The organism is Pseudomonas batumici (genome assembly GCF_000820515.1).
Classification (GTDB): Bacteria; Pseudomonadota; Gammaproteobacteria; order Pseudomonadales; family Pseudomonadaceae; genus Aquipseudomonas; species Aquipseudomonas batumici.
Window position 1 is genome coordinate 35,231 of sequence record NZ_JXDG01000112.1, and the last position, 21,508, is coordinate 56,738.

The 21,508-nt window shown below is 61.6% G+C and carries 19 protein-coding genes and 1 pseudogene; 15 read left to right on the forward strand and 5 right to left on the reverse strand.

Translation table 11 applies throughout. The annotated features are described in order from the left end of the window. Positions 1–7 precede the first annotated feature (7 nt). On the reverse strand, positions 8–997 hold the full coding sequence (locus tag UCMB321_RS28810; RefSeq protein ID WP_040071965.1) for a GGDEF domain-containing protein: 990 nt from the start codon (positions 995–997) through the stop codon (positions 8–10). A 148-nt stretch (positions 998–1,145) separates the two neighbouring features. Continuing rightward, the gene (gene desA / locus UCMB321_RS28815; protein WP_040071966.1) at positions 1,146–2,330 is read right to left on the reverse strand and encodes a delta-9 fatty acid desaturase DesA; all 1,185 of its coding nucleotides are present in this window, start codon (positions 2,328–2,330) and stop codon (positions 1,146–1,148) included. A 167-nt stretch (positions 2,331–2,497) separates the two neighbouring features. On the opposite strand from desA, the gene dibA reads away from it, so the two are divergent. The 9 genes and pseudogenes from dibA to UCMB321_RS28860 all read left to right on the forward strand — a co-directional run. Beyond that, on the forward strand, positions 2,498–4,417 hold the full coding sequence (gene dibA / locus UCMB321_RS28820; RefSeq protein WP_040071967.1) for a phosphodiesterase DibA: 1,920 nt from the start codon (positions 2,498–2,500) through the stop codon (positions 4,415–4,417). A gap of 304 nt (positions 4,418–4,721) precedes the next feature. Next, positions 4,722–4,904 carry a sulfur starvation response protein OscA gene (gene oscA / locus UCMB321_RS28825; RefSeq protein ID WP_040071968.1) on the forward strand — a complete coding sequence of 61 codons (183 nt, stop codon included), beginning with the start codon at positions 4,722–4,724 and terminating at the stop codon, positions 4,902–4,904. A 155-nt stretch (positions 4,905–5,059) separates the two neighbouring features. Then, on the forward strand, positions 5,060–6,070 hold the full coding sequence (locus tag UCMB321_RS28830) for a sulfate ABC transporter substrate-binding protein (protein WP_040071969.1): 1,011 nt from the start codon (positions 5,060–5,062) through the stop codon (positions 6,068–6,070). A gap of 160 nt (positions 6,071–6,230) precedes the next feature. Beyond that, positions 6,231–7,049, forward strand: coding sequence for a sulfate ABC transporter permease subunit CysT (cysT, locus tag UCMB321_RS28835; RefSeq protein WP_040071970.1), 819 nt, complete (start codon positions 6,231–6,233; stop codon positions 7,047–7,049). Positions 7,050–7,061: 12 nt separating this feature from the next. Continuing rightward, positions 7,062–7,934: a sulfate ABC transporter permease subunit CysW gene (gene cysW, locus UCMB321_RS28840; RefSeq protein WP_040071971.1), complete on the forward strand. Its 873-nt coding sequence runs from the start codon at positions 7,062–7,064 to the stop codon at positions 7,932–7,934. Between the two features lie 3 nt (positions 7,935–7,937). Further along, positions 7,938–8,927 (forward strand): sulfate/molybdate ABC transporter ATP-binding protein, encoded by a 990-nt coding sequence (locus tag UCMB321_RS28845; protein WP_040071972.1) that lies wholly within the window; start codon positions 7,938–7,940, stop codon positions 8,925–8,927. A gap of 259 nt (positions 8,928–9,186) precedes the next feature. Continuing rightward, on the forward strand, positions 9,187–10,554 hold the full coding sequence (locus UCMB321_RS28850) for a hypothetical protein (RefSeq protein WP_040071973.1): 1,368 nt from the start codon (positions 9,187–9,189) through the stop codon (positions 10,552–10,554). Beyond that, positions 10,551–11,063, forward strand: a complete 513-nt coding sequence (locus UCMB321_RS28855; RefSeq protein WP_040071974.1) for a sorbitol dehydrogenase — start codon at positions 10,551–10,553, stop codon at positions 11,061–11,063. The genes UCMB321_RS28850 and UCMB321_RS28855 overlap by 4 nt, the downstream gene beginning before the upstream one ends. Then, positions 11,060–12,931, forward strand: a pseudogene (locus UCMB321_RS28860) (GMC family oxidoreductase); the annotation flags it as partial. The gene UCMB321_RS28855 and the pseudogene UCMB321_RS28860, both read left to right, overlap by 4 nt. Before the next feature lie 80 nt (positions 12,932–13,011). Here the strand turns inward: UCMB321_RS28860 and UCMB321_RS28865 are convergent. After that, positions 13,012–13,536 carry an Mpo1 family 2-hydroxy fatty acid dioxygenase gene (locus UCMB321_RS28865; protein WP_040071976.1) on the reverse strand — a complete coding sequence of 175 codons (525 nt, stop codon included), beginning with the start codon at positions 13,534–13,536 and terminating at the stop codon, positions 13,012–13,014. Positions 13,537–13,617: 81 nt separating this feature from the next. On the opposite strand from UCMB321_RS28865, the gene UCMB321_RS28870 reads away from it, so the two are divergent. Continuing rightward, positions 13,618–14,304, forward strand: coding sequence for a Crp/Fnr family transcriptional regulator (locus tag UCMB321_RS28870; protein WP_040071977.1), 687 nt, complete (start codon positions 13,618–13,620; stop codon positions 14,302–14,304). A gap of 47 nt (positions 14,305–14,351) precedes the next feature. Here the strand turns inward: UCMB321_RS28870 and UCMB321_RS28875 are convergent, their stop codons facing one another. Then, positions 14,352–15,356, reverse strand: a complete 1,005-nt coding sequence (locus tag UCMB321_RS28875) for an AraC family transcriptional regulator (protein ID WP_040071978.1) — start codon at positions 15,354–15,356, stop codon at positions 14,352–14,354. Positions 15,357–15,452: 96 nt separating this feature from the next. On the opposite strand from UCMB321_RS28875, the gene UCMB321_RS28880 reads away from it, so the two are divergent. The 5 genes from UCMB321_RS28880 to UCMB321_RS28900 all read left to right on the forward strand — a co-directional run bounded on the left by UCMB321_RS28880 (position 15,453) and on the right by UCMB321_RS28900 (position 20,178). Beyond that, positions 15,453–16,526 carry a fatty acid desaturase gene (locus UCMB321_RS28880; protein WP_040071979.1) on the forward strand — a complete coding sequence of 358 codons (1,074 nt, stop codon included), beginning with the start codon at positions 15,453–15,455 and terminating at the stop codon, positions 16,524–16,526. 301 nt (positions 16,527–16,827) lie between these two features. Continuing rightward, the gene (locus tag UCMB321_RS28885; RefSeq protein ID WP_040071980.1) at positions 16,828–17,151 is read left to right on the forward strand and encodes a hypothetical protein; all 324 of its coding nucleotides are present in this window, start codon (positions 16,828–16,830) and stop codon (positions 17,149–17,151) included. Positions 17,152–17,561: 410 nt separating this feature from the next. Then, positions 17,562–18,143, forward strand: coding sequence for an alpha/beta hydrolase (locus UCMB321_RS28890; RefSeq protein ID WP_040071981.1), 582 nt, complete (start codon positions 17,562–17,564; stop codon positions 18,141–18,143). A gap of 58 nt (positions 18,144–18,201) precedes the next feature. Further along, positions 18,202–19,110: a sigma 54-interacting transcriptional regulator gene (locus tag UCMB321_RS28895; protein ID WP_040071982.1), complete on the forward strand. Its 909-nt coding sequence runs from the start codon at positions 18,202–18,204 to the stop codon at positions 19,108–19,110. 285 nt (positions 19,111–19,395) lie between these two features. Beyond that, positions 19,396–20,178, forward strand: a complete 783-nt coding sequence (locus UCMB321_RS28900; protein ID WP_040071983.1) for a MetQ/NlpA family ABC transporter substrate-binding protein — start codon at positions 19,396–19,398, stop codon at positions 20,176–20,178. 292 nt (positions 20,179–20,470) lie between these two features. Here the strand turns inward: UCMB321_RS28900 and mgrA are convergent, their stop codons facing one another. After that, complete coding sequence (gene mgrA / locus UCMB321_RS28905) at positions 20,471–21,508, reverse strand: L-glyceraldehyde 3-phosphate reductase (protein ID WP_040071984.1); 1,038 nt, start codon at positions 21,506–21,508, stop codon at positions 20,471–20,473.

The following is a 21,508-nucleotide window of genomic DNA, read 5'->3' on the forward strand; positions in this document are numbered from 1 at the left end:
CGCCGTGCTACGCCAGCACGATCTGGTTCTTGCCCTGGCGCTTGGCCTGGTACATGGCGCTGTCCGCCCGGGCGAACAGCGGGTCGAGGGTTTCATCCTCCGGCGTCACCCCGGCCAGGCCCTGGCTGACGGTGACGCCAAAGCCCTTGCCATCATGGCTGAAGCTCAGGCGCTGGATTTCCCGTTGCAAACGTTCGGCGATCTGCCGGGCCATTTCCGGTGTGCAACCGGGCAGCAGGGCGGCGAATTCTTCACCGCCGATGCGCCCGAACAAATCCCCGACCCGCAACGCTCCGCGCCCGGTTTCAGCGATCCGTTGCAACACCAGGTCGCCTTCGGGGTGACCGTAGGTGTCATTGATCAGCTTGAAGTCATCGATGTCCAGCAGCAGGAACGCCAGGGGCGAGTCTTCCAGCCGTGCCTCTTCGAAGGCCCGCTGGGCGCTGTCGAAGAAGTGCCGGCGGTTGCTGCTGCCGGTCAGCACATCGGTGCTGGCCAGGCGCTGCAACTCATCCTCCAGCGCTTTCTTCTCGGTGATGTCCTCGGCCATGCCGACCACGATCAGCCGCTGTCCCGGTTCGGCGTGGCGACTGATGAAGCACTTGTCGCTGAGCCAGCGCAGCTGCCCGTCGGCACTGATGATGCGGTACTCGCGGTCTTCCACCGCCCCCGTTTCCAGCACCTGGGCCAGGCTGCGTTCGGCATAGTCGAGGTCGTCGGGGTAGATGCTGTTGCGCCATTCGTTGTAGTCGGCCAGCAGCAGGCCGGCCGAGCGGCCGAAGATCCGCTCGTAGGCGGGGCTGACGTAGAGCATCTGCCGGGTGTTCCAGTCGAGGGCCCAGAGCACCGCATTGACGCTGACCAGCAGGGAACTGAAGAGCTGTTCGCGTTCGCTCAGGCGCGCGACTTCACCTTGTGCGTGCATCAAGGCCAACAGGGTTTCAGCGGCTTCAGGCCACTGGTGAAGGGAAGGCGGTTTCGGGTTCTTGTTGACCATCGGCACTGATCTCACAGGGCGTGCCGTACGTTATGGAGCAACGGCCACGCTACAGCCCGCCGGGACGGCGACGTGCAGTTTGAGATAGGGGCGGGGCCGCTAAGTTCCCGATCGGCACGCCCTGGAAGGGGCGCGCCGATCAACGGCATCAAGCGACGGTAGGACGCAGCGAGTAGGTTTTCAGCTGGTTGGCGAAGTCGCGCAACGACTGGATGCCGCTGGCTTCGGCCTCGTGGACCCAATCCTTGATCGCGGCGAGCATGTCGTGGCCATTTGAGCTGGTCTTGACCCAGATCTGTTGCAGGGCCAGGCGTTTCTCGTAAATTACCTTGAGTGCCTGGCTGTGGGCCAACATGGTTTCGATGCGGTCCTGGTGTTTCTCGCTGAGCAGGCTGGTTTCCCGCGACAGCAGGCGCTTGGCGCGATGGAACTGATGGCGGACCGAATGATCGACCTTGGCCAGCTCCTGTTTCACCAGCGGCGCGATCACCAGCTTGCGGTACTGGGCCATGATCTGGAAACGGTTGTTGAGGATCGCCATGGCCGTGTCCATGTCCAGGTGGCCCTTGCCTTCGACCCGGTGGGCGATGGGCGCCACGCGTTGCACCTTGGCCAGGCGCAGGAAGCTGAAGACCTGGATCCAGGCCCAACCCAGGTCGAACTCCCACTTCTTGACCGACAGCTTGGCCGAATTGGGGTAGGTATGGTGGTTGTTGTGCAGCTCTTCGCCGCCGATCAGGATGCCCCAGGGCAGCAGGTTGGTGGCGGCGTCACGGCATTCGAAGTTGCGATAGCCGACCGCGTGGCCCAGGCCGTTGATCACGCCGGCGGCCCAGAACGGAATCCACATCATCTGGACGGCCCAGACGGTGATGCCGATGGCGCCGAACAGCAGCAGATCGATCACCGCCATGAGGGCGACGCCGAGCAGTTTGTAACGCGAGTAGAGGTTGCGTTCGAGCCAGTCGTCCGGGCAGTTCTTGCCGTAGATGCGCAGGGTCTCGGGGTTGCCGGCCTCGGCCCGGTACAACTCGGCGCCGGTGCGCAGGACGGTGGACAGGCCGAGGATCACCGGGCTGTGGGGGTCGTCGACGGTTTCACATTTTGCGTGATGTTTACGGTGGATAGCCGTCCACTCGCGCGTATTCTGTGCCGTGGTCAGCCACAGCCAGAAGCGGAAAAAATGTTTCAGGCCGCCGTTGAGCTCCAGGGAGCGATGGGCCGAATAGCGGTGCAGATAGACCGTGACGCCGACAATGGTCACGTGGGTCATCAACAGGGTGACCGCCACCACTTGCCAGGCTGACAGGTCAAGAAAACCGTTGTACCACATAGGCTGTATGGCCCTCGATAAAGTAAAGAACAGCGAGTGCATTATCACCGAGCCCACAGAGAAAACCAGTCGCTGTTTCAGATAAGAGTGGCGGGATGTTTCTTACTCTATAATTCCGGCCAGTTTGTAGGGCAATTTGGCGTTTCTAGAGGGAATTAGTACCGTTTATGTCGATTTCAAATCGTAATGCTCTGAAGGTGGGCCTGTTGTACCTGCTGTTGTCGATCCTCTGGATCCAGGTCAGCCAGCAGCTGTTGAGCAGCTTTTTCGATGACCCCGAGCAGTTGGAGCACTGGCAGATCGTTCGCGGCTACCTGTGGGTGAGCGTCAGTGCCGTGCTGATCTTCCTGATCCATGCGCGTTACCAGGGTTTCATCCATGCCGCCCAGGCGTTGAAGCCCAGGTCCGAGGATCGCGAGCGTTTGCGCCAGGCCGCCGCGGTGTTCGATTGCACCCGCGAGGGGGTGCTGGTCACGGACAAGGAGGGCTTGATCGTCCACGTCAACCGCGCCTTTGTCGCCATTACCGGTTATCAGGAAGCCGAGGTGCTGGGGGAGCGGCCGAACCTGTTCAAGTCCGGTCGGCATTCGGCGGAGTTCTACCAGAAGGTCTATCAGGCGCTGGAGGCCACGGGCGAGTGGAGCGGCGAGATCTGGAACCGGCGCAAGAGCGGCGAAATCTACCCGCAATGGCAGACGATCCGGGCGATCCGCGACGACCATGGGCAACTCAGCCAGTATGTCGCGGTGTTTTCCGATATCAGCGCGATCAAGGACTCGCAGCACGAGTTGGCGCAGCTGGCGAACTACGACCCCCTGACCGGCCTGCCCAATCGCCTGCTGTTCACCGACCGCGCCACCCAGGCGTTGGCCTCGGCGCAGGTGCACAAGCGCGGTTGCGCCTTGCTGCTGATCGACCTGGATCACTTCAAGATCATCAACGACAGCCTCGGTCACAACATTGGCGACCAATTGCTCAAGGCGGTAGGCGAGCGCCTGCAACACCTCTTCGGCAGCGGTATCAGCCTGGCCCGCCTGGGCGGTGACGAGTTCGCCGTGCTGGCGGAGAACTGCCCACAGGTGGTGCAGGCGGCAGCCCTGGCGCAGCGGGTGATCGAGGGCTTGAAGGAACCGTTCCTGCTCGACGGGCATCAATTGTTCATCAGCGCCAGTATCGGCATCAGCCTGTTCCCCAGCGACTCGCTGAATGCCGAGCAACTGCTGCGCAATGCCGACTCCGCCTTGTTCAAGGCCAAGAGCGCGGGTCGCGAAGGCTATGCCTTGTACACCGAGGAACTGACCGCCCACGCCCAGCACCGGGTGGAAATGGCCGGCGAGTTGCGCCGGGCGCTGGAGCAGGACGAGCTGCGGGTGTATTACCAGCCGGTGCATGAATTGGGCAGCAGCCGGCTGATCGGGGTCGAGGCCCTGGTCCGTTGGGAGCATCCGCAGCGCGGGCTGGTGTCGCCTGGCGAGTTCATTCCGATTGCCGAGCGCACCGGGCTGATCGCCGAGATCGATGCCTGGGTCATGGAGCAGTCCTGCCGGCAGATGTGCCAGTGGTTGCGGGAGGGGGTGGTGTTGTCCTTTATCGCGGTGAACGTCTCCAGCCGCCTGTTTGCCCGTCGCGAGCTGTACCAGCAGGTGGCGAAGGTGCTGGACGACACTGGCCTGGACCCGGCGCTGCTTGAGCTGGAGGTGACCGAAAGCGCGGTGATGGACGATCCGGAGGTGGCGTTGGAGCAGTTGCATCGCCTGCGCGAGTTGGGCGTGAGCCTGGCGATCGACGATTTTGGCACCGGTTATTCCTCACTGTTGCGGCTCAAGCGGTTGCCGGTGCAGAAACTCAAGATCGACCAGGGTTTCGTCGCCGGCTTGCCGTGGGACGAAGACGATGCGGCGATTGTCCGGGTGGTCATCGCCCTGGCGCAAAGCATGGGCATGCAGGTGCAGGCCGAGGGCATCGAACAGGCCGAGCAGGCGCGGTTCCTGCTCGATCAGTCCTGTGATCTGGGGCAGGGCTACTGGTTCGGGCGGCCGATGCCGGCGCAGAAGCTCGATTGGCAGTGTGCGCCGGTGATTGCGTGACTATCTGAGCCTTGCGGCGCCTATCCGGACGCTATCGCCACGGTGCGGCGTCCCGACAAGCCGGCTCCCACACGGGATTTGTGCCATACGCAAGTCCCGTGTTCGACACGATCTCCTGTAGGAGCCGGCTTGCCGGCGATCCGACGCGCAGCGGCGGCCATCCTTCACATTCCCCATAACGAAAATTTGGTTATATTAAAATTCTTAAATAGTATTTTTAAGAATAACATGGCCTGTCTAAGATTGCCTCACGCCACAAGCAGTGCCCCACTGCCGGGGCCACTCTCATTTCAGGAGCACGACCATGAGCGCATCTCTGCGTAGCGTTGACGGCCAGGACGAAGCAACCATTCTGCGTGAGATCCAGAGCGCCTTGCGCGATCTGCGTTTCGGCGCCGTCGAGATCACGGTGCACAACGCTCAAGTGGTCCAGATCGAACGCAAGGAAAAATTCCGCCTGCAAAACCCGGGCAGCAAACCCAGCTGACCCCTGCGTCTTCCTCTGTTCAAGCAGAGGCCCGACGGGTCACCTGCGGGCGTCATCCATGACCCCCAGCCAGAACCAGAGCGTTCGCGCCCGAATGCGGGCCTGAAACGCCATAAGAAAAAAGCCGATACACCAGAATTTTCGGGAGCTTCACCATGTCGTCGATTCGCCGTTACGCCCTGGCCGCGCTCGCCAGTGCCGTGTTTGCCGGTTCCGCGGTTGCCAAGGATTACGAACTGCTCAACGTGTCCTACGACCCGACCCGTGAGCTGTACCAGGACTACAACGCCGAATTCACCAGCTTCTGGAAGCAGGCCCACCCCGGCGACAACGTGAAGATCCAGCAATCCCATGGCGGTTCGGGCAAGCAAGGCCGCGCCGTGATCGACGGCCTGCGCGCCGACGTGGTGACCCTGGCCCTGGCCGGCGACATCGACGAAATCGCCAAGCTGGGCAAGACCCTGCCCGAGGACTGGCAAAAACGCCTGCCGGACGCCAGCACGCCCTACACCTCGACCATCGTGTTCCTGGTGCGCAAGGGCAACCCCAAGGGCATCAAGGACTGGGGCGACCTGATCAAGAAAGACGTCTCGGTGATCACTCCGAACCCGAAAACCAGCGGCGGCGCGCGCTGGAACTTCCTCGCCGCCTGGGCCTACGGCCTGAAGGCCGGCGGCAGCGAAGCCAAGGCCCAGGAATACGTGAAAGAGCTGTTCAAGCACGTGCCGGTCCTCGACACCGGTGCTCGCGGCTCGACCATCACCTTCGTCAACAACGGCCAGGGCGACGTGCTGCTGGCCTGGGAAAACGAGGCTTTCCTGGCCTTGAAGGAAGACGGCGGCGCCAACAAGTTCGATATCGTTGTGCCGTCCCTGTCGATCCTCGCCGAGCCGCCAGTGGCCGTGGTCGACAAGAATGCCGAGAAAAAGGGCAACAGCGAAATCGCCGAGGCTTACCTCAAGCACCTGTACAGTCCGGCCGGCCAGGAAATCGCGGCGAAGAACTTCTACCGTCCGCGTGACGAGAAGGTTGCCGCCCAGTACGCCAAGCAGTTCCCGAAACTGGACCTGGTGACCATCGACAAGAACTTCGGCGGCTGGAAATCGGCGCAACCGAAATTCTTCAAGGACGGTGGCGTGTTCGACCAGATCTACCAGGCCCAGTAGGAGCGAGCTTGCTCGCGAAGAACGTCAACGATAACGCGTATATTCTGGATGAACGCGGTGCCCTTGAGATCTTCGCGAGCAAGCTCGCTCCTACAGTGGCCACGAGAGCCCGCATTCATTTGCGGGTTTTGCATGTCCGTTCCGCTAACCAAGGACTTCTATGTCGCGTCGTATCTCCCCCGTCATACCCGGCTTCGGGCTGACGCTGGGCTACACCTTGGTGTACCTCAGCCTGATTGTGCTCATTCCCCTGGCGGCGATGTTCGTGCACGCCGCCCAACTCACCTGGGAGCAGTTCTGGGCGATCATCTCGGCCCCGCGCGTGGTCTCGGCACTGCAACTGAGCTTCGGTACCGCGCTGTATGCGGCGATCATCAACGGCATCATCGGCACGCTGCTGGCCTGGGTGCTGGTGCGCTACAGCTTCCCGGGGCGCAAGATCATCGATGCGATGATCGACCTGCCGTTCGCCCTGCCCACCGCCGTGGCCGGTATCGCCCTGACCGCGCTGTACACGCCCACCGGGCTGGTCGGGCAGTTCGCCGCCGACCTGGGCTTCAAGATCGCCTACACCCCGCTGGGGATCACCCTGGCGCTGACCTTCGTGACCTTGCCGTTCGTGGTGCGGACCGTGCAGCCGGTGCTGGCCGACATCCCCCGGGAAGTCGAGGAAGCCGCCGCCTGCCTGGGCGCCAAGCCGCTGCAGGTGTTCCGCCATATCCTGGTGCCGGCCTTGTTGCCCGCCTGGTTGACCGGTTTCGCCCTGGCCTTTGCCCGTGGCGTCGGCGAGTACGGTTCGGTGATCTTCATCGCCGGCAACATGCCGATGAAGACCGAGATCCTGCCGCTGCTGATCATGGTCAAGCTCGACCAGTATGACTACACCGGCGCGACCTCCATCGGCGTGCTGATGCTGGTGGTTTCCTTTGTCCTGTTGCTGCTGATCAACTTGTTGCAGCGGCGTATCGAAACCCCATAAGGAGGCGCGAACATGTCCCAATCGTCCATTAGCGCCGCTTCCTCGGCCAACGCTGCCCGGCGTGGCAGTGCCACCTCGCGGCGGGTCCTGATCGGCCTCGGCTGGCTGATCTTTGCGCTGTTTTTACTCCTGCCGCTGTTGATCGTGGTGTCCCAGGGCCTGAAGCTCGGTCTCGGCGCGTTCTTCACGGCGATCTTCGAACCGGATGCCCTGTCGGCGCTGAAACTGACGGTGATCGCCGTGCTGATTTCGGTGCCGCTGAACCTGGTGTTCGGCGTCAGCGCCGCCTGGTGCGTGAGCAAGTACAGCTTTCGCGGCAAGAGCATGCTGGTGACCCTGATCGACCTGCCGTTCTCGGTGTCGCCGGTGATCGCCGGTCTCGTCTACGTGCTGATGTTCGGCGCCCAGGGGATCTTCGGGCCCTGGCTGGCGGACCACGATATCCAGATCGTCTTCGCCTTGCCGGGCATCGTCCTGGCGACCATCTTCGTTACCGTGCCTTTCGTCGCCCGTGAACTGATCCCGCTGATGCAGGAGCAGGGCACCCAGGAAGAAGAGGCGGCGCGCCTGCTGGGCGCCAACGGCTGGCAGATGTTCTGGTATGTCACCGTGCCGAACATCAAGTGGGGCCTGATCTACGGCGTGGTGCTCTGCACCGCGCGGGCCATGGGCGAGTTCGGCGCGGTGTCGGTGGTTTCCGGGCACATTCGCGGGGTGACCAACACCCTGCCGTTGCACGTCGAGATCCTCTACAACGAATACAACCACGTGGCCGCGTTCGCCGTGGCGAGCCTGTTGCTGATCCTGGCGCTCTTCATCCTGCTGCTCAAGCAGTGGAGCGAAAACCGTATCAACCGCCTGCGCGCCAGCGTCGCGGAGGAATAAGTCATGTCGATCGAAGTCCGTAATGTCAGCAAGAACTTCAACGCCTTCAAGGCCCTGGACAGCATCAACCTGGATATCCAGAGCGGCGAGCTGGTGGCCTTGCTCGGCCCGTCCGGTTGCGGCAAGACCACTTTGCTGCGGATCATCGCCGGGTTGGAAACCCCGGATGACGGCCGCATCGTGTTCCACGGCGAAGACGTTTCCGGCCACGACGTGCGCGATCGCAACGTCGGTTTCGTGTTCCAGCACTACGCGCTGTTCCGCCACATGACGGTGTTCGACAACGTCGCCTTCGGCCTGCGCATGAAGCCGAAGAACCAGCGTCCGAGCGAAAGCCAGATCGCGACCAAGGTCCATGAGTTGCTGAACATGGTGCAGCTCGACTGGTTGTCCGATCGTTACCCGGAGCAGTTGTCCGGTGGCCAGCGCCAGCGGATCGCCCTGGCCCGGGCCCTGGCGGTGGAACCCAAGGTGCTGCTGCTGGACGAACCCTTCGGCGCGCTGGACGCCAAGGTCCGCAAGGAGCTGCGGCGCTGGCTGGCGCGGTTGCACGAAGACATCAACCTGACCTCGGTGTTCGTCACCCACGACCAGGAGGAGGCCATGGAAGTCGCCGACCGCATCGTGGTGATGAACAAGGGCGTGATCGAGCAGATCGGCTCACCGGGCGAGGTGTATGAAAACCCGGCCAGCGATTTCGTCTACCACTTCCTCGGTGACTCCAACCGCCTGTACCTGGGGGACGATCATCACGTGCTGTTCCGGCCCCATGAAGTGTCGCTGTCGCGTCATGAGCTGGCAGATCACCATGCCGCCGAGGTTCGCGATATCCGCCCGTTGGGCGCCACCACGCGGGTGACCTTGAAAGTCGAAGGCCAGAGCGAACTGATCGAGGCCGAAGTGGTGAAGGATCACGACAGCCTGATCGGTCTGGCGCGGGGCGAGACCCTGTTCTTCAAGCCCAAGGTCTGGCAGAAGCTGGCGTCTCTCTGAAACGATCGTGCGAGCCATCGACATTTCGATGGCTTGTCGTCCTCCCTCCATAGGGCGCTATATGGCATGTTGCTGTGCAGGGCTACTGCTGTAGATATGGCGATTGGCTATTGTTTTTAGTCTCTTTCGATCTAACGGACAACTTATGTAATTTCTAATCCTTATCTACGCTGGATGTGCCAGGAGGGCGCAGTCTAAAGAGTCCATGAAGGGCCAGCGTTTTGCCTCCTGGTTAGCCTGATGCCAAGGAGATGCACGTATGAAAATGGAAGCCCATCGACCCTGTCGAGTCCTTGGTGGCGCATTGTTTTGCGCGCTGTCGAGTTCGATGACCTTCGCCGCCCCCACGTTGTCGCCGCAAATTCCCTTCGATGTCACGGTGACTACTCCCGTCAGCCTGGATAGCCTGCAACAGAACTTCGATCAACTCTCCTGGCAGACCTTCATTGCCTTGAACTGGCCGGCGCAGGCGAACGGTAATCCGGCGGCCGGCACCCAGATTGGCAAGCAGGACGGCGCCACCGTCTGGGAAAGCTGGCGCGAGAGTTATCAGATCTTTCTGCCCAAGGGCCAGCCCCCCGCCGGCTGGAACACCGCGCCAGCCATCCCCAAGGCCTGCGAAGGCCTCAAGCCCGGACGCCTGTTGCAACAGATGGGCAAGGTTCCGGATGTGCTGGATGAATTTATCCAGCCGTTCCAGAGTGGCCCGTTGGTGGACCAGAATGGGGTCTATACCCGCAACGAGATCGTGGTGAACCAGTCGATGTTCAACGACATCACCAGCAAGGGGCTCTACAGCGTCGAGGGGCAGCAGGCGTACCTCACGAAAAACCAGAACAACCATGTGGCGTTCAGTTGCGGTTCGAACAAGACCCAGCAAGTCGGGGCGGTCATGGTCAAGGCTTCCTGGAAGGTGCTGGGTGGCAATGACCAGCGTTCACGCTTTCATACCGTCGATGCCTTGGTCTATACGCCTGGCAACAGCGACCCGACCCGTGGGCCTATCGTCGCGGAGTCCTGCAAGGCCGAACCCGTGGGGCTGGTGGGGCTGCATATCGTGCACAAGACCGCCGGCGCGCCGCAGTGGGTCTGGTCGACCTTCGAGCATGTCGACAACGCACCGGAAAAGACCACACCGCTGAAGCAGCGCAAAGGACCTTACCTGTTCTACAACGTGACCAGCAGCACGCCGGCCAATCAACCGCCAGCGCGCCCCTGGAACCCGGCGGTCAAGGCCACGCCTTCGCAAATAGTGCGCGTGATCCCATTGACCGCCGCGACCAAGACCTTGAACGCCTCCTATCAGAAGCTGCTGAGGACGGTGAACGCCAACAGTGTCTGGGCCAATTACCAGTTGATCAGCACCCAGTGGCCCACCCAGCCCGCCACCGATTGCGAGTTGCCGTCCCCGACCAATCCGTTGGGCAGTCCGGCCCCGACCTTCCTGGCCAACACCACCCTGGAAACCTTTATCCAGGGATCGGTGCCGCAGACATCGTCCAGTTGCATGGAATGCCATAACAACGCCACCACCCGCGTCACGCAGAACCCACGGACGGCCTTTGCCGATTTCACCTATTTGCTTGAGCGTGCCCAATCCTCCAAGGGCACAGGGAGTAAGCCATGAGCACTGATCTGGAAAATTTCGTCGGTTTGTCCTCGGCGCTGCTGGGGATTGCCGCCGACAGGCTGGCGCCGCCGATCGACTCCACCCAACTGGCGTCGAAGTTTCTCGCCTACACCCGGCCCAAGGTCACCGTGCAGGTGTTCAATGCGCTGCTCAGCCAGTATGCGACGATGGTGGCCGATCAACTGACGCCCGACCAGATCGCCGTGGCGATCCTGATGAGGCTCGGGCAGCCGGCCCCGACGCAAACGGCCCAGGCGGCCCGTGCGATCATGAAGCTCTGGCTGTTGGGCGTCTGGTACCAACCCTATGATGTTGGCGTTTTCAAGCAGGGCCAGCAATGGGTGGTCTCTGACCTGGCCTATCAGGAGAGTTGGGCGTGGAAGGTCGCGCAAGCCCATCCGATGGGGTACAGCCAGTTCCATTTCGGTTATTGGAGCGAGACACCGCCAAGCCTGGCGGCGTTCACCGGCGTTTCGGGCAGTGGCAATCAAGGAGGCTGGTCATGAGCACTGAACAGGCAGATGTCGTTATCGTCGGTGCGGGCCTTGCGGGCAGCATCATCGCCTACCAACTGGGGCTGGCCGGGAAGAAGGTTCTGGTGTTGGAGGCGGGGCCGTCGGTGCCGGCCAATCGCAGCGGATACATGGAGCGTTTCTATACCTCCACCCTGAAAACACCTGAGTCGCCTTATCCACCGGCCAGTACCCTGGAGCCTGCCAAGCATCCGAAGCTTAAGCCCAGCGAGCAAAATGCGCCGCGACCCACCATCGCCGACCTGATCAATGGCTGGAAAGACCCGGATATCAGCTATCTGGTGCAGAAGGGGCCGTTACCCTTCACCAGTACCTACGAACGTGTCGGTGGCGGCACCACCTGGCATTGGGTGGGCACCTGCCTGCGGATGCTGCCCAATGATTTTCGCCTGAAGAGCCTTTACGGGGTGGGTGTTGACTGGCCGATTGGCTATGACGATTTGCAGAGTGCCTATTGCCGGGCCGAGGAGGAGATTGGCGTATCGGCCAATGTGGCCGATCAGGCCTACCTGGGCATGACCTTCCCCAAAGGTTATGAGTTCCCGATGCACAGCATCCCCCTGTCGTTGGTCGATGGCAGCTTTGTGAACGCGGTACAGGGCAAGTCGTTCGCCGGCTTGCCGCTGGTGGTAAGTCCTACCCCTGCCGGACGCAACTCCGAACCTTATGCCGGCCGACGGGTGTGCGCGGGCAATACCAATTGCACGCCGATCTGTCCGATCCAGGCCAAGTACGATGCCACGGTGACCCTGAACAAGGCCCTTGAAACCGGCAATGTGCGGGTTCTTTACCAGACCGTGGCCAGTCGGGTGACGGTGGCGGCGGACAAGAGCATCAGCGGTATCGAGTTCATCCAGTATCAACTCGGCGATGGCCCGCCCACCGGGACCGGCGTGGCGACCGCGAAACGTTATGTCATCGCCGCGCATGCCATCGAAACCCCCAAGTTGTTGCTCAACTCCGCCTGTGCCCAGTGGCCCCAGGGTGTTGCCAACAGCAGTGGGCAGGTGGGGCGCAGCCTGGCGGACCATCCGATCTATCTCGCCTGGGGACTGATGCCGGAGGGGAAATCGGTGTTTCCCTATCGTGGACCGGTGTCCACCGCCGGCATCGAGAGCCTGCGCGATGGGCCGTTCCGCAGCCAGCGCGCGGCCTGGCGGATAGAGATCGGCAATGAAGGCTTGAACTGGCCGATCGGTGATCCCTATACCACGGTTGCCGACCTGATCGATGGCCAGAATAACAGCAAGACCAATCCACTGCTGGGCACAAATAATCCACTGCTGGGCACGGTTGGCGAGCCACAGGCGCTCTATGGCAGTACCTTGATCAAGGCCCTCAACGACCGGTTTATCCGTCAGTTCCGCATCGCCTTCCTGGTGGAGCAAGTGGAAGATGATCCTGACCAGGCCAGCAGTTATATCGTTCCTTCGGCCGTTTACAAGGACCGGTTGGGTATCCCGCGACCCGAGATCCACTACGACCTGTCCAAGTACACCAAGGAAGGCTTCAAACAGGCGCGTAAGGCCGCCAGCTACATCATCACCGAGTTGTTGGGGGCCACCGAGTTGACCGACCTCAAGCCGAAGCCCTCAGATACCGGTTATTTCACCCACGATGACCAGCCCTACGTTTTTCAGGGGGCTGGGCACTTGATGGGCACCTATCGCATGGGAAGCGATCCGCGGACCTCAGTGGTCAACAAGGATCAGCGCAGTTGGGATCACAGCAACCTGTTCCTGGTCGGAGATGGGGTATTCCCTAGCAGCGGTACCTCCAACCCGAGCCTGACTATCGCCGCGCTGTCGTTCCAGGCTGCCGATGTACTGATCGGCGATCTCAAGTGATGGAGTGGGTGGCGCCTGGTCGCTACTGATGGACCGAACCGGAGCGAGTGTTCAGCGCTCCGGTTCCCGCTGTTTCATACCGAGATATTCTTGCCACGCAAAGTGACCGGGCCTGAGCGTTGCTCGATGGCCTGTTTCAAGCCCTGACGCAGCCCCAGCAGGAACAACAATTCCACCACCACGAACAACGGCCCGATGATCAGCCCGCTGAGGTCATCGACAAATGCCGGTTTGCGCCCTTCGTAGTAATGCCCGACGAACTGGATCGCCCAGCCGATCACGAACAGGCCGATTCCGCTCGCCAACCACACTGGCGTGTTCTGCGCCGCGAGCATTTGGCCTGCCCAAACGGATAGGCCGAGCAGCACCGTCATCAGTAGCCCGAGGGCCCGTTCCAGACGCAGATAAAACACCGCCGAGGCCACCGCCAAAAGCACCGCGGGACTGATCCCGAGCCCGGCCACCGGCCATTGCGGGCGTGACAGCAACACCGCCACGGCGACCACGATCAGTGGAATCCCGATGAAGTGGCTGGCGATATTGCGCGGGTCACGGTGATAGGCCGCGTATTGACTGAGGTGCTCGACGAGGTTTTTCATTGTTATTCCTCCTGTAGGGTGATGGGATCATGCCCTGCGTGAAATATTTACTCTGTCAGCTACACGACAATCGGAGTTTTCATGGACGTATCTGCCTGGCGCTCGCGCCTGCTGACCGGACACTGGTTCAACCATCTGCCCGCTCATTTGCAGGATAGCCTGCTCGCCGCCGCCAAGGGCCGTCGCCTGACACCTGGCCAGCGCCTGTTCCAGCGCGGTGATCCGCCTTGCGGGCTGTATGCGGTGCTGGAAGGTTCGGTCAGGGTCGGAGCCGTCAGCGAGAAGGGCAAGGAGGCGTTGCTGGGGGTGATGGAGTTGCCTTACTGGTTCGGCGAGATTTCCCTGTTCGATGGCCTGCCGCGTACCCACGATGCCTATGCCGTGGGGCACACCATCCTGTTGCAGGTGCCGCAGGACGTGTTGCTCAAGCTGCTCGACGAGCACCCCGAATACTGGCGGCATTTCGCCTTGCTGATGAGCCAGAAACTGCGCCTGACCTTTATCGGCCTGGAACAGTTGAGCCTGATGCCGGCCCCGGCGCGCCTGGCTCACCGGCTGTTACTGATTGCCGAAGGCTACGGCGAGCTGCACCGTTCGCGGCAGTTGCTCGAGGTGTCCCAGGAGCAGTTGGCGGCAATGTTGTCGCTGTCGCGCCAGAGCATCAACCAGATCCTCCAGGACTTCCAGCAGCAGGGCATCCTGAGCACCCACTATGGCGGGATCGAGATCCTCGATCCGGAACGTCTGCGGGCTACGGCCAGCGCCTGAGTCGCCCCGTTAGCCCAGGCTGAGCGAGATTTCTGTGGCGAGCGGGCTCAACGCAGCCCGTCGCGGAACTGCCCCGGGGTGATTCCAGTCCAGCGCTTGAAGGCCCGGCTGAAGCTGCTGGTGTCGGCAAAGCCCAGCAGATAGCTGACTTCGCTCAGCGAACATTGCGGGTCGCGCAGGTGCAGCAGCGCCAGGTTTTCCCGGCATTCATTAAGCAGGGTGTCGTAGCGCGCGCCCTCGTCGGCGAGGTGCCGCTGCAGGCTGCGCAGACTCAGGTGCAGCGCCTGGGCGATGCGCTCCGCCGACGGCTCGCCTTCCGGCAGCTGCGCTTCGATGGCTTCGCGGACCCGGCGCTCCCAGGTCAGGGGTTTCAATTGCGCGAGCGTGCGGTTGAGCACCGCCTCGTTGTGCTCGGCCAGTTCCGGGTTGGCGTCGTCCAGGTGGCTGTCGAAATCCGCACAGGCGAACTCCAGCCGATCCTCCTCGGCTGCGAAGAACACCGGCGCGCGGAACACTGTGTGCCAGGGGGTCGGATCGGCCGGCGCCGGGCGTCGCAGATGCACCGCCAGCGGCGCGTAGTCGCGGCCCAGGCGGTTGCGGCAGGTCCGCACATAGATCGAGGCGAAGGCGTCGATGGCTTCGGGGGCCGGTGATGGGCTGTCCTTGGGCACCCGCAGGCGAAAACGGTAGCGTTCGCCCTCGCGGCTGAGCTCCAGCTCCAGCGCATCGCTGACCACCTGGTGATAGCGCACGATCCGTTCGAACACTTCCCGCAGGCTGCCGCTGGCCACCAGCGCATAGCCGAGGGCGTGAAAGGTGGTCGGACTGACAAACCGTGAGACCCGCAAACCGATGGCCGGATCGCCGCTGTGGGTGACGGCCAGTTGCCACAGGCGCGTGGTGGCCGACAGCGGGTAGCGGGCGTTGGGATCGTCCATCAGTTGCGGATCGAGCCCGGCTTCCCTGCACAGGGCGGCGCTGTCGAGACCCAGGGCGTCGAGCTGCTTGCGCAGGGCGCGGGTCCAGCTGGAGAGAGAGGTCGGTTCGGGCATGTTGGCGTATCCGGTCAACGGGTTGGCGTTCGCGGCTACGACCTTTGATGCTGCAACGGCGCAGGATACGAACATCAATAACAAGAGGATGGGATCATGGAAGGTGTTTGCGCAAGTCCCGAGCGCTTGAATGCGCAGCAACGTTCGGCGCTCATTCGTGAAAGGGTCATGGCCCGGGGCGTCGAGTTGCGGCGGCGTTATCCGCTGCTGAACCATCAGGACGCCCTGGGGGCGGGCATCCTGGCCGTTGCCCTGGCCGGCATGATCGGATCGGCGGCGCTTTATATGGGTGGCTATCTGGCCGGGTGGGCGTGTTTGTTACTGAATGCTTTTTTTGCCTCGCTGACCCACGAGCTGGAGCACGACCTGATCCACAGTATGTATTTCCGTAAACAAAGGGTGCCGCACAACCTGATGTTGGCGCTGGTCTGGCTGGCGCGGCCGAGCACCATCAACCCGTGGATTCGTCGCCATCTGCACCTCAATCATCACAAGGTCTCCGGCACCGAGGCGGATATGGAAGAGCGCGCCATTACCAATGGCGAGCCCTGGGGGATGGCCCGCCTGCTGATGGTCGGCGACAACCTGATGTCCTCGCTGATCCGCATGCTGCGAGCCAGGACCTGGGCGCACAGGTTCAACATTCTCAAGCGCACGCTCAAGGTCTATGCACCGCTGGCGTTGCTGCACTGGGGCACGTGGTACCTGTTCCTCGGGTTTCATGCGGCCAACGGAGTGGCCGGCCTGCTGGGCACGTCCATCGACTGGTCGGCCCATACCCTGGCGGCGATGCAGGTGATCGACATCGCGGTGGTGGTGATCATCGGGCCGAATGTGCTGCGCACGTTCTGCCTGCATTTCATCAGTTCGAACATGCACTACTACGGGGATATCGAGCCGGGCAACGTGATCCAGCAGACCCAGGTGCTCAATCCCTGGTGGCTGTGGCCGCTGCAGGCGTTCTGCTGCAACTTCGGCAGCACCCACGGGATCCATCATTTCGTGGTCAAGGAGCCGTTCTACATACGCCAGCTGAGCGCGCCGGTGGCGCATCGGGTGATGGCCGAGATGGGTGTGCGCTTCAATGATTTCGGGACGTTCGGGCGGGCGAACCGGTTTGCCCGGCGGGAGCGGCAGAGCTCACGAGAGGTGAGTACTGCACAAGGCTGAGGGTGGCAATACAAAACTTGTGGGAGCCGGCTTGCTGGCGATAGTGGCCGACCAGACGATACAAGGCTCACGGGCCTCATCGCCAGCAAGCCGGCTCCCACGAATCGAGGTTTACCTATAAGTAAGTTTTTCGTCGGGCAAGTTATTCACAATGATGGGGTTCATATAGCCAATCGATTGAGAAATAACCGTTGATGCAGTTGGACAGAACTTTGAAGTCCTACCATTCTGGAAGTCGTGAGTTTCAGGAGAACCTCACATTCATTGGAAGAGTGTATTAACGGCATAAGGAGAACGCATCATGTCGAGCATCAATGGAACTTATGTAAGCTACAACTCGGACGCCAAGCTGGTCGTGACCGACGGCAACGACTCGAACGGCTCCTTCGGTGGGCAGCTCACCCAGGCCGGTGTGAACTACAACGTGACCGGGCACTACCACTTCCAGAACAGCACCGGCCAGCCTACGATCATCGCCTTCACCGGCTACAATGATGGTCACGGCTATGTCACCTTCGCCGCCTTCTCCCCCGACCACAACTACGGGAAACTGAGGGCCAGCGGCTCACGCACCACCTTCGACGGCCAAGTCGTCGGTCTGGGTGGCGAGTTCGTCAAACAGTAATAAAGGCAACACAACCATACTGCCAGGCCAACAATCGAATGAGTGGACGCTTCCGCTCATTCGCTTGAAGTTCTGGTGGTATGTTTTGTTGTTCTTGCTAGTCATGAAAGTGCATTATTCCTGTTTAATTTTTTCATCTTCCTGTCATCCGGATCGCCTTCCTTGTTTCTTGATTATCCGCACTGTTATCGATGTGGCGACAGCCTCTGCTTTACAGAGGGAACACATCATCAGGTGATTGGCATCTCCATTCCAATCTCAACAAGGACGAGATCAAGACCCGCGGCACAAGGCGGTGATCGGCCTTATATTCATTTTTAGTCTTAATAAATAGCTTCTTATTCCTTAACGGATATAAATCTCCTCCCTATACTCGCTCGGGAACGCAAACGCTGGAGGAGGTGTACCCCATGCGCAACGAGTCGATTCGCTATCTGATCGTGCCGGGCTGGCAAGGATCGCCAGAAGATCATTGGCAAACCCACTGGCAGAACAGCCTGCCCAACAGCGCGCGGGTGGAACAGGCCGACTGGCTGACGCCGCGCCGCGAAGACTGGGTGGCGGCCCTGGCCGAAGCCATTGCCGCGGACGACACGCCGGTGATCCTGATCGCCCACAGCCTGGGTTGCATCACCGTGGCCCACTGGGCGCAAACCGCGCCGCTGCACCTGCTGCGCCAGGTCCAGGGTGCGTTGCTGGTGGCCCCGGCCGATGTCGAGCGCCCCGCCTGCGCCCCCGCCTTGCGTAATTTTGCACCGATTCCGACTGACCTGTTGCCGTTCCCCAGCCAGATCGTCGCCTCCGACAACGACGCCGCCATCAGCGCCCCGCGAACCCTGGAACTGGCCCGCGACTGGGGCGCGCAAGCCAGCATTCTCAGCGGCGCCGGGCATATCAATGTGAAGTCCGGCCACCAGCGCTGGGAACAGGGCTTTGCCTACCTGTACCGCCTGCAAACCCGGATGGAACAGCATTCCCTGCGGCGCGCCTGAATTTTTTCCTTTGCTTGAACGCCCCCCGCCGGTTGGCGGTCTGGGGCGGGAGTCTGCCATGAGCCTGCATGAAACCTTCGGTCAGCCATTGCTGACCTTTCCCGATTCGGAAAAGAGCCCGCTGAGCATTCGCGCCAAGGCGCTGGTGTTCGTCGATCCGCGTTCGCGGCAACTGCGTGAAGAACTCGAAGCGCTGGCACCCAAGGCGCTGCCGGTATTGATCCGTGGCGAAACCGGGACCGGCAAGGAATTGCTCGCCCGGCATATCCACCGCGCCAGTGACCGTACCGGGCTGTTCGTTTCGGTCAACTGCGGCGCGATCAGCCCGACCTACGCCGACGCCGAGCTGTTCGGTTATGCAGCGGGGGCCTACAGCGGCTCGGCCAGCAGCCGCGCCGGCTGGTTCGGCTCGGCCAACGGCGGCACCTTGTACCTGGACGAGATTGGCGACCTGCCGCTGCCGATCCAGGTGAAATTGCTCGCCGCGCTGGAGAATCACGAAGTCACCCGGGTTGGCGCCTTGCAACCCAGCCCGGTGGATGTGCGCCTGGTGGCAGCCACCAGCATCGATCTGGCCCAGGCGGTGGCGGTGGGGAAATTCCATGAGCGCCTGTATCACTACCTCAGCGAAGGCCGGCTGGAGTTGCCGGCGTTGCGCGAGCGGGTCGGCGACATCCTGTCCCTGGCCGAGTATTTCCTCGGCATCTACAGCCAGCGCCTGAGCCTGCCGGTGCCGCTGATCAGCGACAGCGCGCAGCGTGCCCTGGAGCGGCATACCTGGCCGGGCAACACCCGGGAGCTGGAGAACGTCATTCACTTCGCGCTGCTGGTCAGCAGCGGCGACGAGATTCTGCCGGAGCATCTGAACCTGCCGACGCCGCTGGCCCTGATCGAGCAATTTATCGGCGGCAGCTCCGCCGAAGAACTGGCGGCTCTCAAGCGCCTGCTGGAGCAAACCGGCAACTGAGCAAATTTTGTAGGAGCCAGCTTGCTGGCGATGAACGTCGCCACACCGCAATCAGTCTGATGCCCCGCGTTATCGCTGACGACCATCGCCAGCAAGCTGGCTCCTACAGGAGATCGTGCAGGGCAGGGAACATGAACAAAATGGAATATGAAGATGAATAAAAGATATTGTTCTGGAATAAAAAATATCGGTATCTTCTGCTCCATGCCGGCGATATCACTTTACTGGCACCTCCCTCTCAAGGCTGTCGTCGATGACGACCGTGATTTTCGATAAGGACACTGCATGAAAAAGGTTCTGTTGTTTACCGCATTGGCGGCCGCGCTGACCGCAAGCCTGGCCCAGGCCGGCGAGAAACTGGTGGTGGCCGCGACGCCGATCCCGCACGCCGAGATCCTCGAGCTGATCAAGCCGACCCTGGCCAAGGAAGGCGTGGACCTGGAGATCAAGGTCTTCACCGACTACGTGCAGCCGAACACCCAGGTGGCCGAGAAACACCTGGACGCCAACTATTTCCAGACCAAGCCGTACCTGGATGGCTTCAATAAAGGCAAGGGCACCAACCTGGTCACCGTGATCGGCGTGCACGTCGAACCTTTCGGTGGTTACTCGAAGAAAGTCAAAAGCCTGGCTGAGCTGAAAGACGGCGCCACCGTGGCGATTCCGAACGAAGGCAGCAACAGCGGCCGTGCGCTGCTGCTCCTGCAGAAAGCCGGTCTGATCACCCTGAAAGACCCGACCAACGCGTTGTCGACGCCGAAAGACATCGTCAAGAACGACAAGCACCTGAAGTTCAAGGAGCTGGAATCGGCCCTGCTGCCACGGGTTCTGGACCAGGTCGACCTGGACCTGATCAACACCAACTACGCGCTGGAAGCTGGCCTGAACCCGGCCAAGGACGCGCTGTTGATCGAGGGTGCCGATTCGCCTTACGTGAACTTCCTGGTGGCCCGTCCGGACAACAAGGACAACGCCGCGGTGCAGAAACTGGCCAAGGCCCTGACCAGCCCGGAAGTGAAAGCCTTCATCGCCGAGAAGTACAAAGGCGCGGTATTGCCGGCGTTCTGATGCGCGAGTAAGCCCTTCAAGGTTTGAACGCCGACGCGCGACCCGCGTCGGCGTTTTTCATTGCCCGATGCAACGCCACCAGCAGTTTCACAATGTCCTGGGGATCGAGCTTTTCCGGCGGATTTTCCTGGGCCATAGGTGCTTTCCTTGTAATGGGGTGGCCATCGAATCCGGCCATGGGCGTCCGTACCTGGAGCCCCCCTCGGGTCAAAAAGATCCATGCTGCAACCCGATCAAAGTAGCCGCCCATCCCCCATCCGGCAATTCCCGGTGGTCAGGTTCCTGGCGGGGATTATTCCGCCGTCGAGGGCTTCTCCCACAGGTTGATCCCGCCTTCCTGGGCGAAGTGGTCGATTTGGGCCAGTTCTTCCTGGGTGAAACTCAGGTTCTTCAGCGCCCCGACGTTCTCGATGATCTGCTCCGGCCGGCTCGCACCGATCAGCGCCGAGGTCACCCGTGGGTCGCGCAAGGTCCAGGCCAGCGCCAGTTGCGCCAGACTCTGGCCACGACGCTGGGCGATCTCATTCAACGCCCGCACATGGGCGATGTTGGTTTCGGACAAGTGCGACGCCTGCAACGAATCGCCGCCCGGACGATTGACCCGCGCATCCTTGGGGATGCCATTGAGGTATTTGTCGGTCAGCAGGCCCTGGGCCAACGGAGTAAAGGCGATCACCCCGGTACCCAGCTCGTCGACGGTGTCCAGCAGGTCCTTTTCCACCCAGCGATTGAGCAGGTTGTAGGCTGGTTGGTGAATCAGCAGCGGGACTTTCCATTCTTGCAGCAACGCCGCCATCTCGCGGGTTTTCACCCCGGAATACGACGAGATGCCGATATACAGCGCCTTGCCCTGTTGCACGGCGGTGGCCAGGGCGCCGGCGGTTTCTTCCAGCGGGGTGTCCGGGTCGAAGCGGTGCGAATAGAAGATATCCACATAGTCCAGGCCCAGGCGTTGCAGGCTCTGGTCGAGGCTGGCGAGCACGTATTTGCGCGAGCCGCCGCCCTGGCCGTAAGGGCCGGGCCACATGTCCCAGCCGGCCTTGCTGGAGATGATCAGCTCATCGCGATACGGCTTGAAGTCTTCGCGCAGCAGGCGCCCGAAGTTGATCTCGGCGCTGCCGTAGGGCGGGCCATAGTTGTTCGCCAGGTCGAAGTGGTTGATGCCCAGGTCGAAGGCGGTGCGCAGCAGGGCGCGCTGGGTGTCGATCGGCGTGCTGTCGCCGAAGTTGTGCCACAGGCCCAGGGACAGCGCCGGCAGCACCAGCCCGCTGCGTCCCACGCGGCGGTAGGGAATGGAGTCGTAGCGGTTTTCGGCAGCTTGGTAAGTCAT

Bases quoted from the DNA above. Each gene is read 5' to 3' on its own strand.
- UCMB321_RS28810 (WP_040071965.1), bottom strand. From the start codon at position 997: ATGGTCAACAAGAACCCGAAACCGCCTTCCCTTCACCAGTGGCCTGAA.
- UCMB321_RS28890 (WP_040071981.1), top strand. From the start codon at position 17,562: ATGCGCAACGAGTCGATTCGCTATCTGATCGTGCCGGGCTGGCAAGGA.
- oscA (WP_040071968.1), top strand. From the start codon at position 4,722: ATGAGCGCATCTCTGCGTAGCGTTGACGGCCAGGACGAAGCAACCATT.
- UCMB321_RS28845 (WP_040071972.1), top strand. From the start codon at position 7,938: ATGTCGATCGAAGTCCGTAATGTCAGCAAGAACTTCAACGCCTTCAAG.
- desA (WP_040071966.1), bottom strand. From the start codon at position 2,330: ATGTGGTACAACGGTTTTCTTGACCTGTCAGCCTGGCAAGTGGTGGCG.
- dibA (WP_040071967.1), top strand. From the start codon at position 2,498: ATGTCGATTTCAAATCGTAATGCTCTGAAGGTGGGCCTGTTGTACCTG.
- UCMB321_RS28830 (WP_040071969.1), top strand. From the start codon at position 5,060: ATGTCGTCGATTCGCCGTTACGCCCTGGCCGCGCTCGCCAGTGCCGTG.
- mgrA (WP_040071984.1), bottom strand. From the start codon at position 21,508: ATGACTTACCAAGCTGCCGAAAACCGCTACGACTCCATTCCCTACCGC.
- UCMB321_RS28880 (WP_040071979.1), top strand. From the start codon at position 15,453: ATGGAAGGTGTTTGCGCAAGTCCCGAGCGCTTGAATGCGCAGCAACGT.
- UCMB321_RS28870 (WP_040071977.1), top strand. From the start codon at position 13,618: ATGGACGTATCTGCCTGGCGCTCGCGCCTGCTGACCGGACACTGGTTC.
- cysW (WP_040071971.1), top strand. From the start codon at position 7,062: ATGTCCCAATCGTCCATTAGCGCCGCTTCCTCGGCCAACGCTGCCCGG.
- UCMB321_RS28865 (WP_040071976.1), bottom strand. From the start codon at position 13,536: ATGAAAAACCTCGTCGAGCACCTCAGTCAATACGCGGCCTATCACCGT.
- UCMB321_RS28875 (WP_040071978.1), bottom strand. From the start codon at position 15,356: ATGCCCGAACCGACCTCTCTCTCCAGCTGGACCCGCGCCCTGCGCAAG.
- UCMB321_RS28900 (WP_040071983.1), top strand. From the start codon at position 19,396: ATGAAAAAGGTTCTGTTGTTTACCGCATTGGCGGCCGCGCTGACCGCA.
- cysT (WP_040071970.1), top strand. From the start codon at position 6,231: ATGTCGCGTCGTATCTCCCCCGTCATACCCGGCTTCGGGCTGACGCTG.
- UCMB321_RS28855 (WP_040071974.1), top strand. From the start codon at position 10,551: ATGAGCACTGATCTGGAAAATTTCGTCGGTTTGTCCTCGGCGCTGCTG.
- UCMB321_RS28850 (WP_040071973.1), top strand. From the start codon at position 9,187: ATGAAAATGGAAGCCCATCGACCCTGTCGAGTCCTTGGTGGCGCATTG.
- UCMB321_RS28885 (WP_040071980.1), top strand. From the start codon at position 16,828: ATGTCGAGCATCAATGGAACTTATGTAAGCTACAACTCGGACGCCAAG.
- UCMB321_RS28895 (WP_040071982.1), top strand. From the start codon at position 18,202: ATGAGCCTGCATGAAACCTTCGGTCAGCCATTGCTGACCTTTCCCGAT.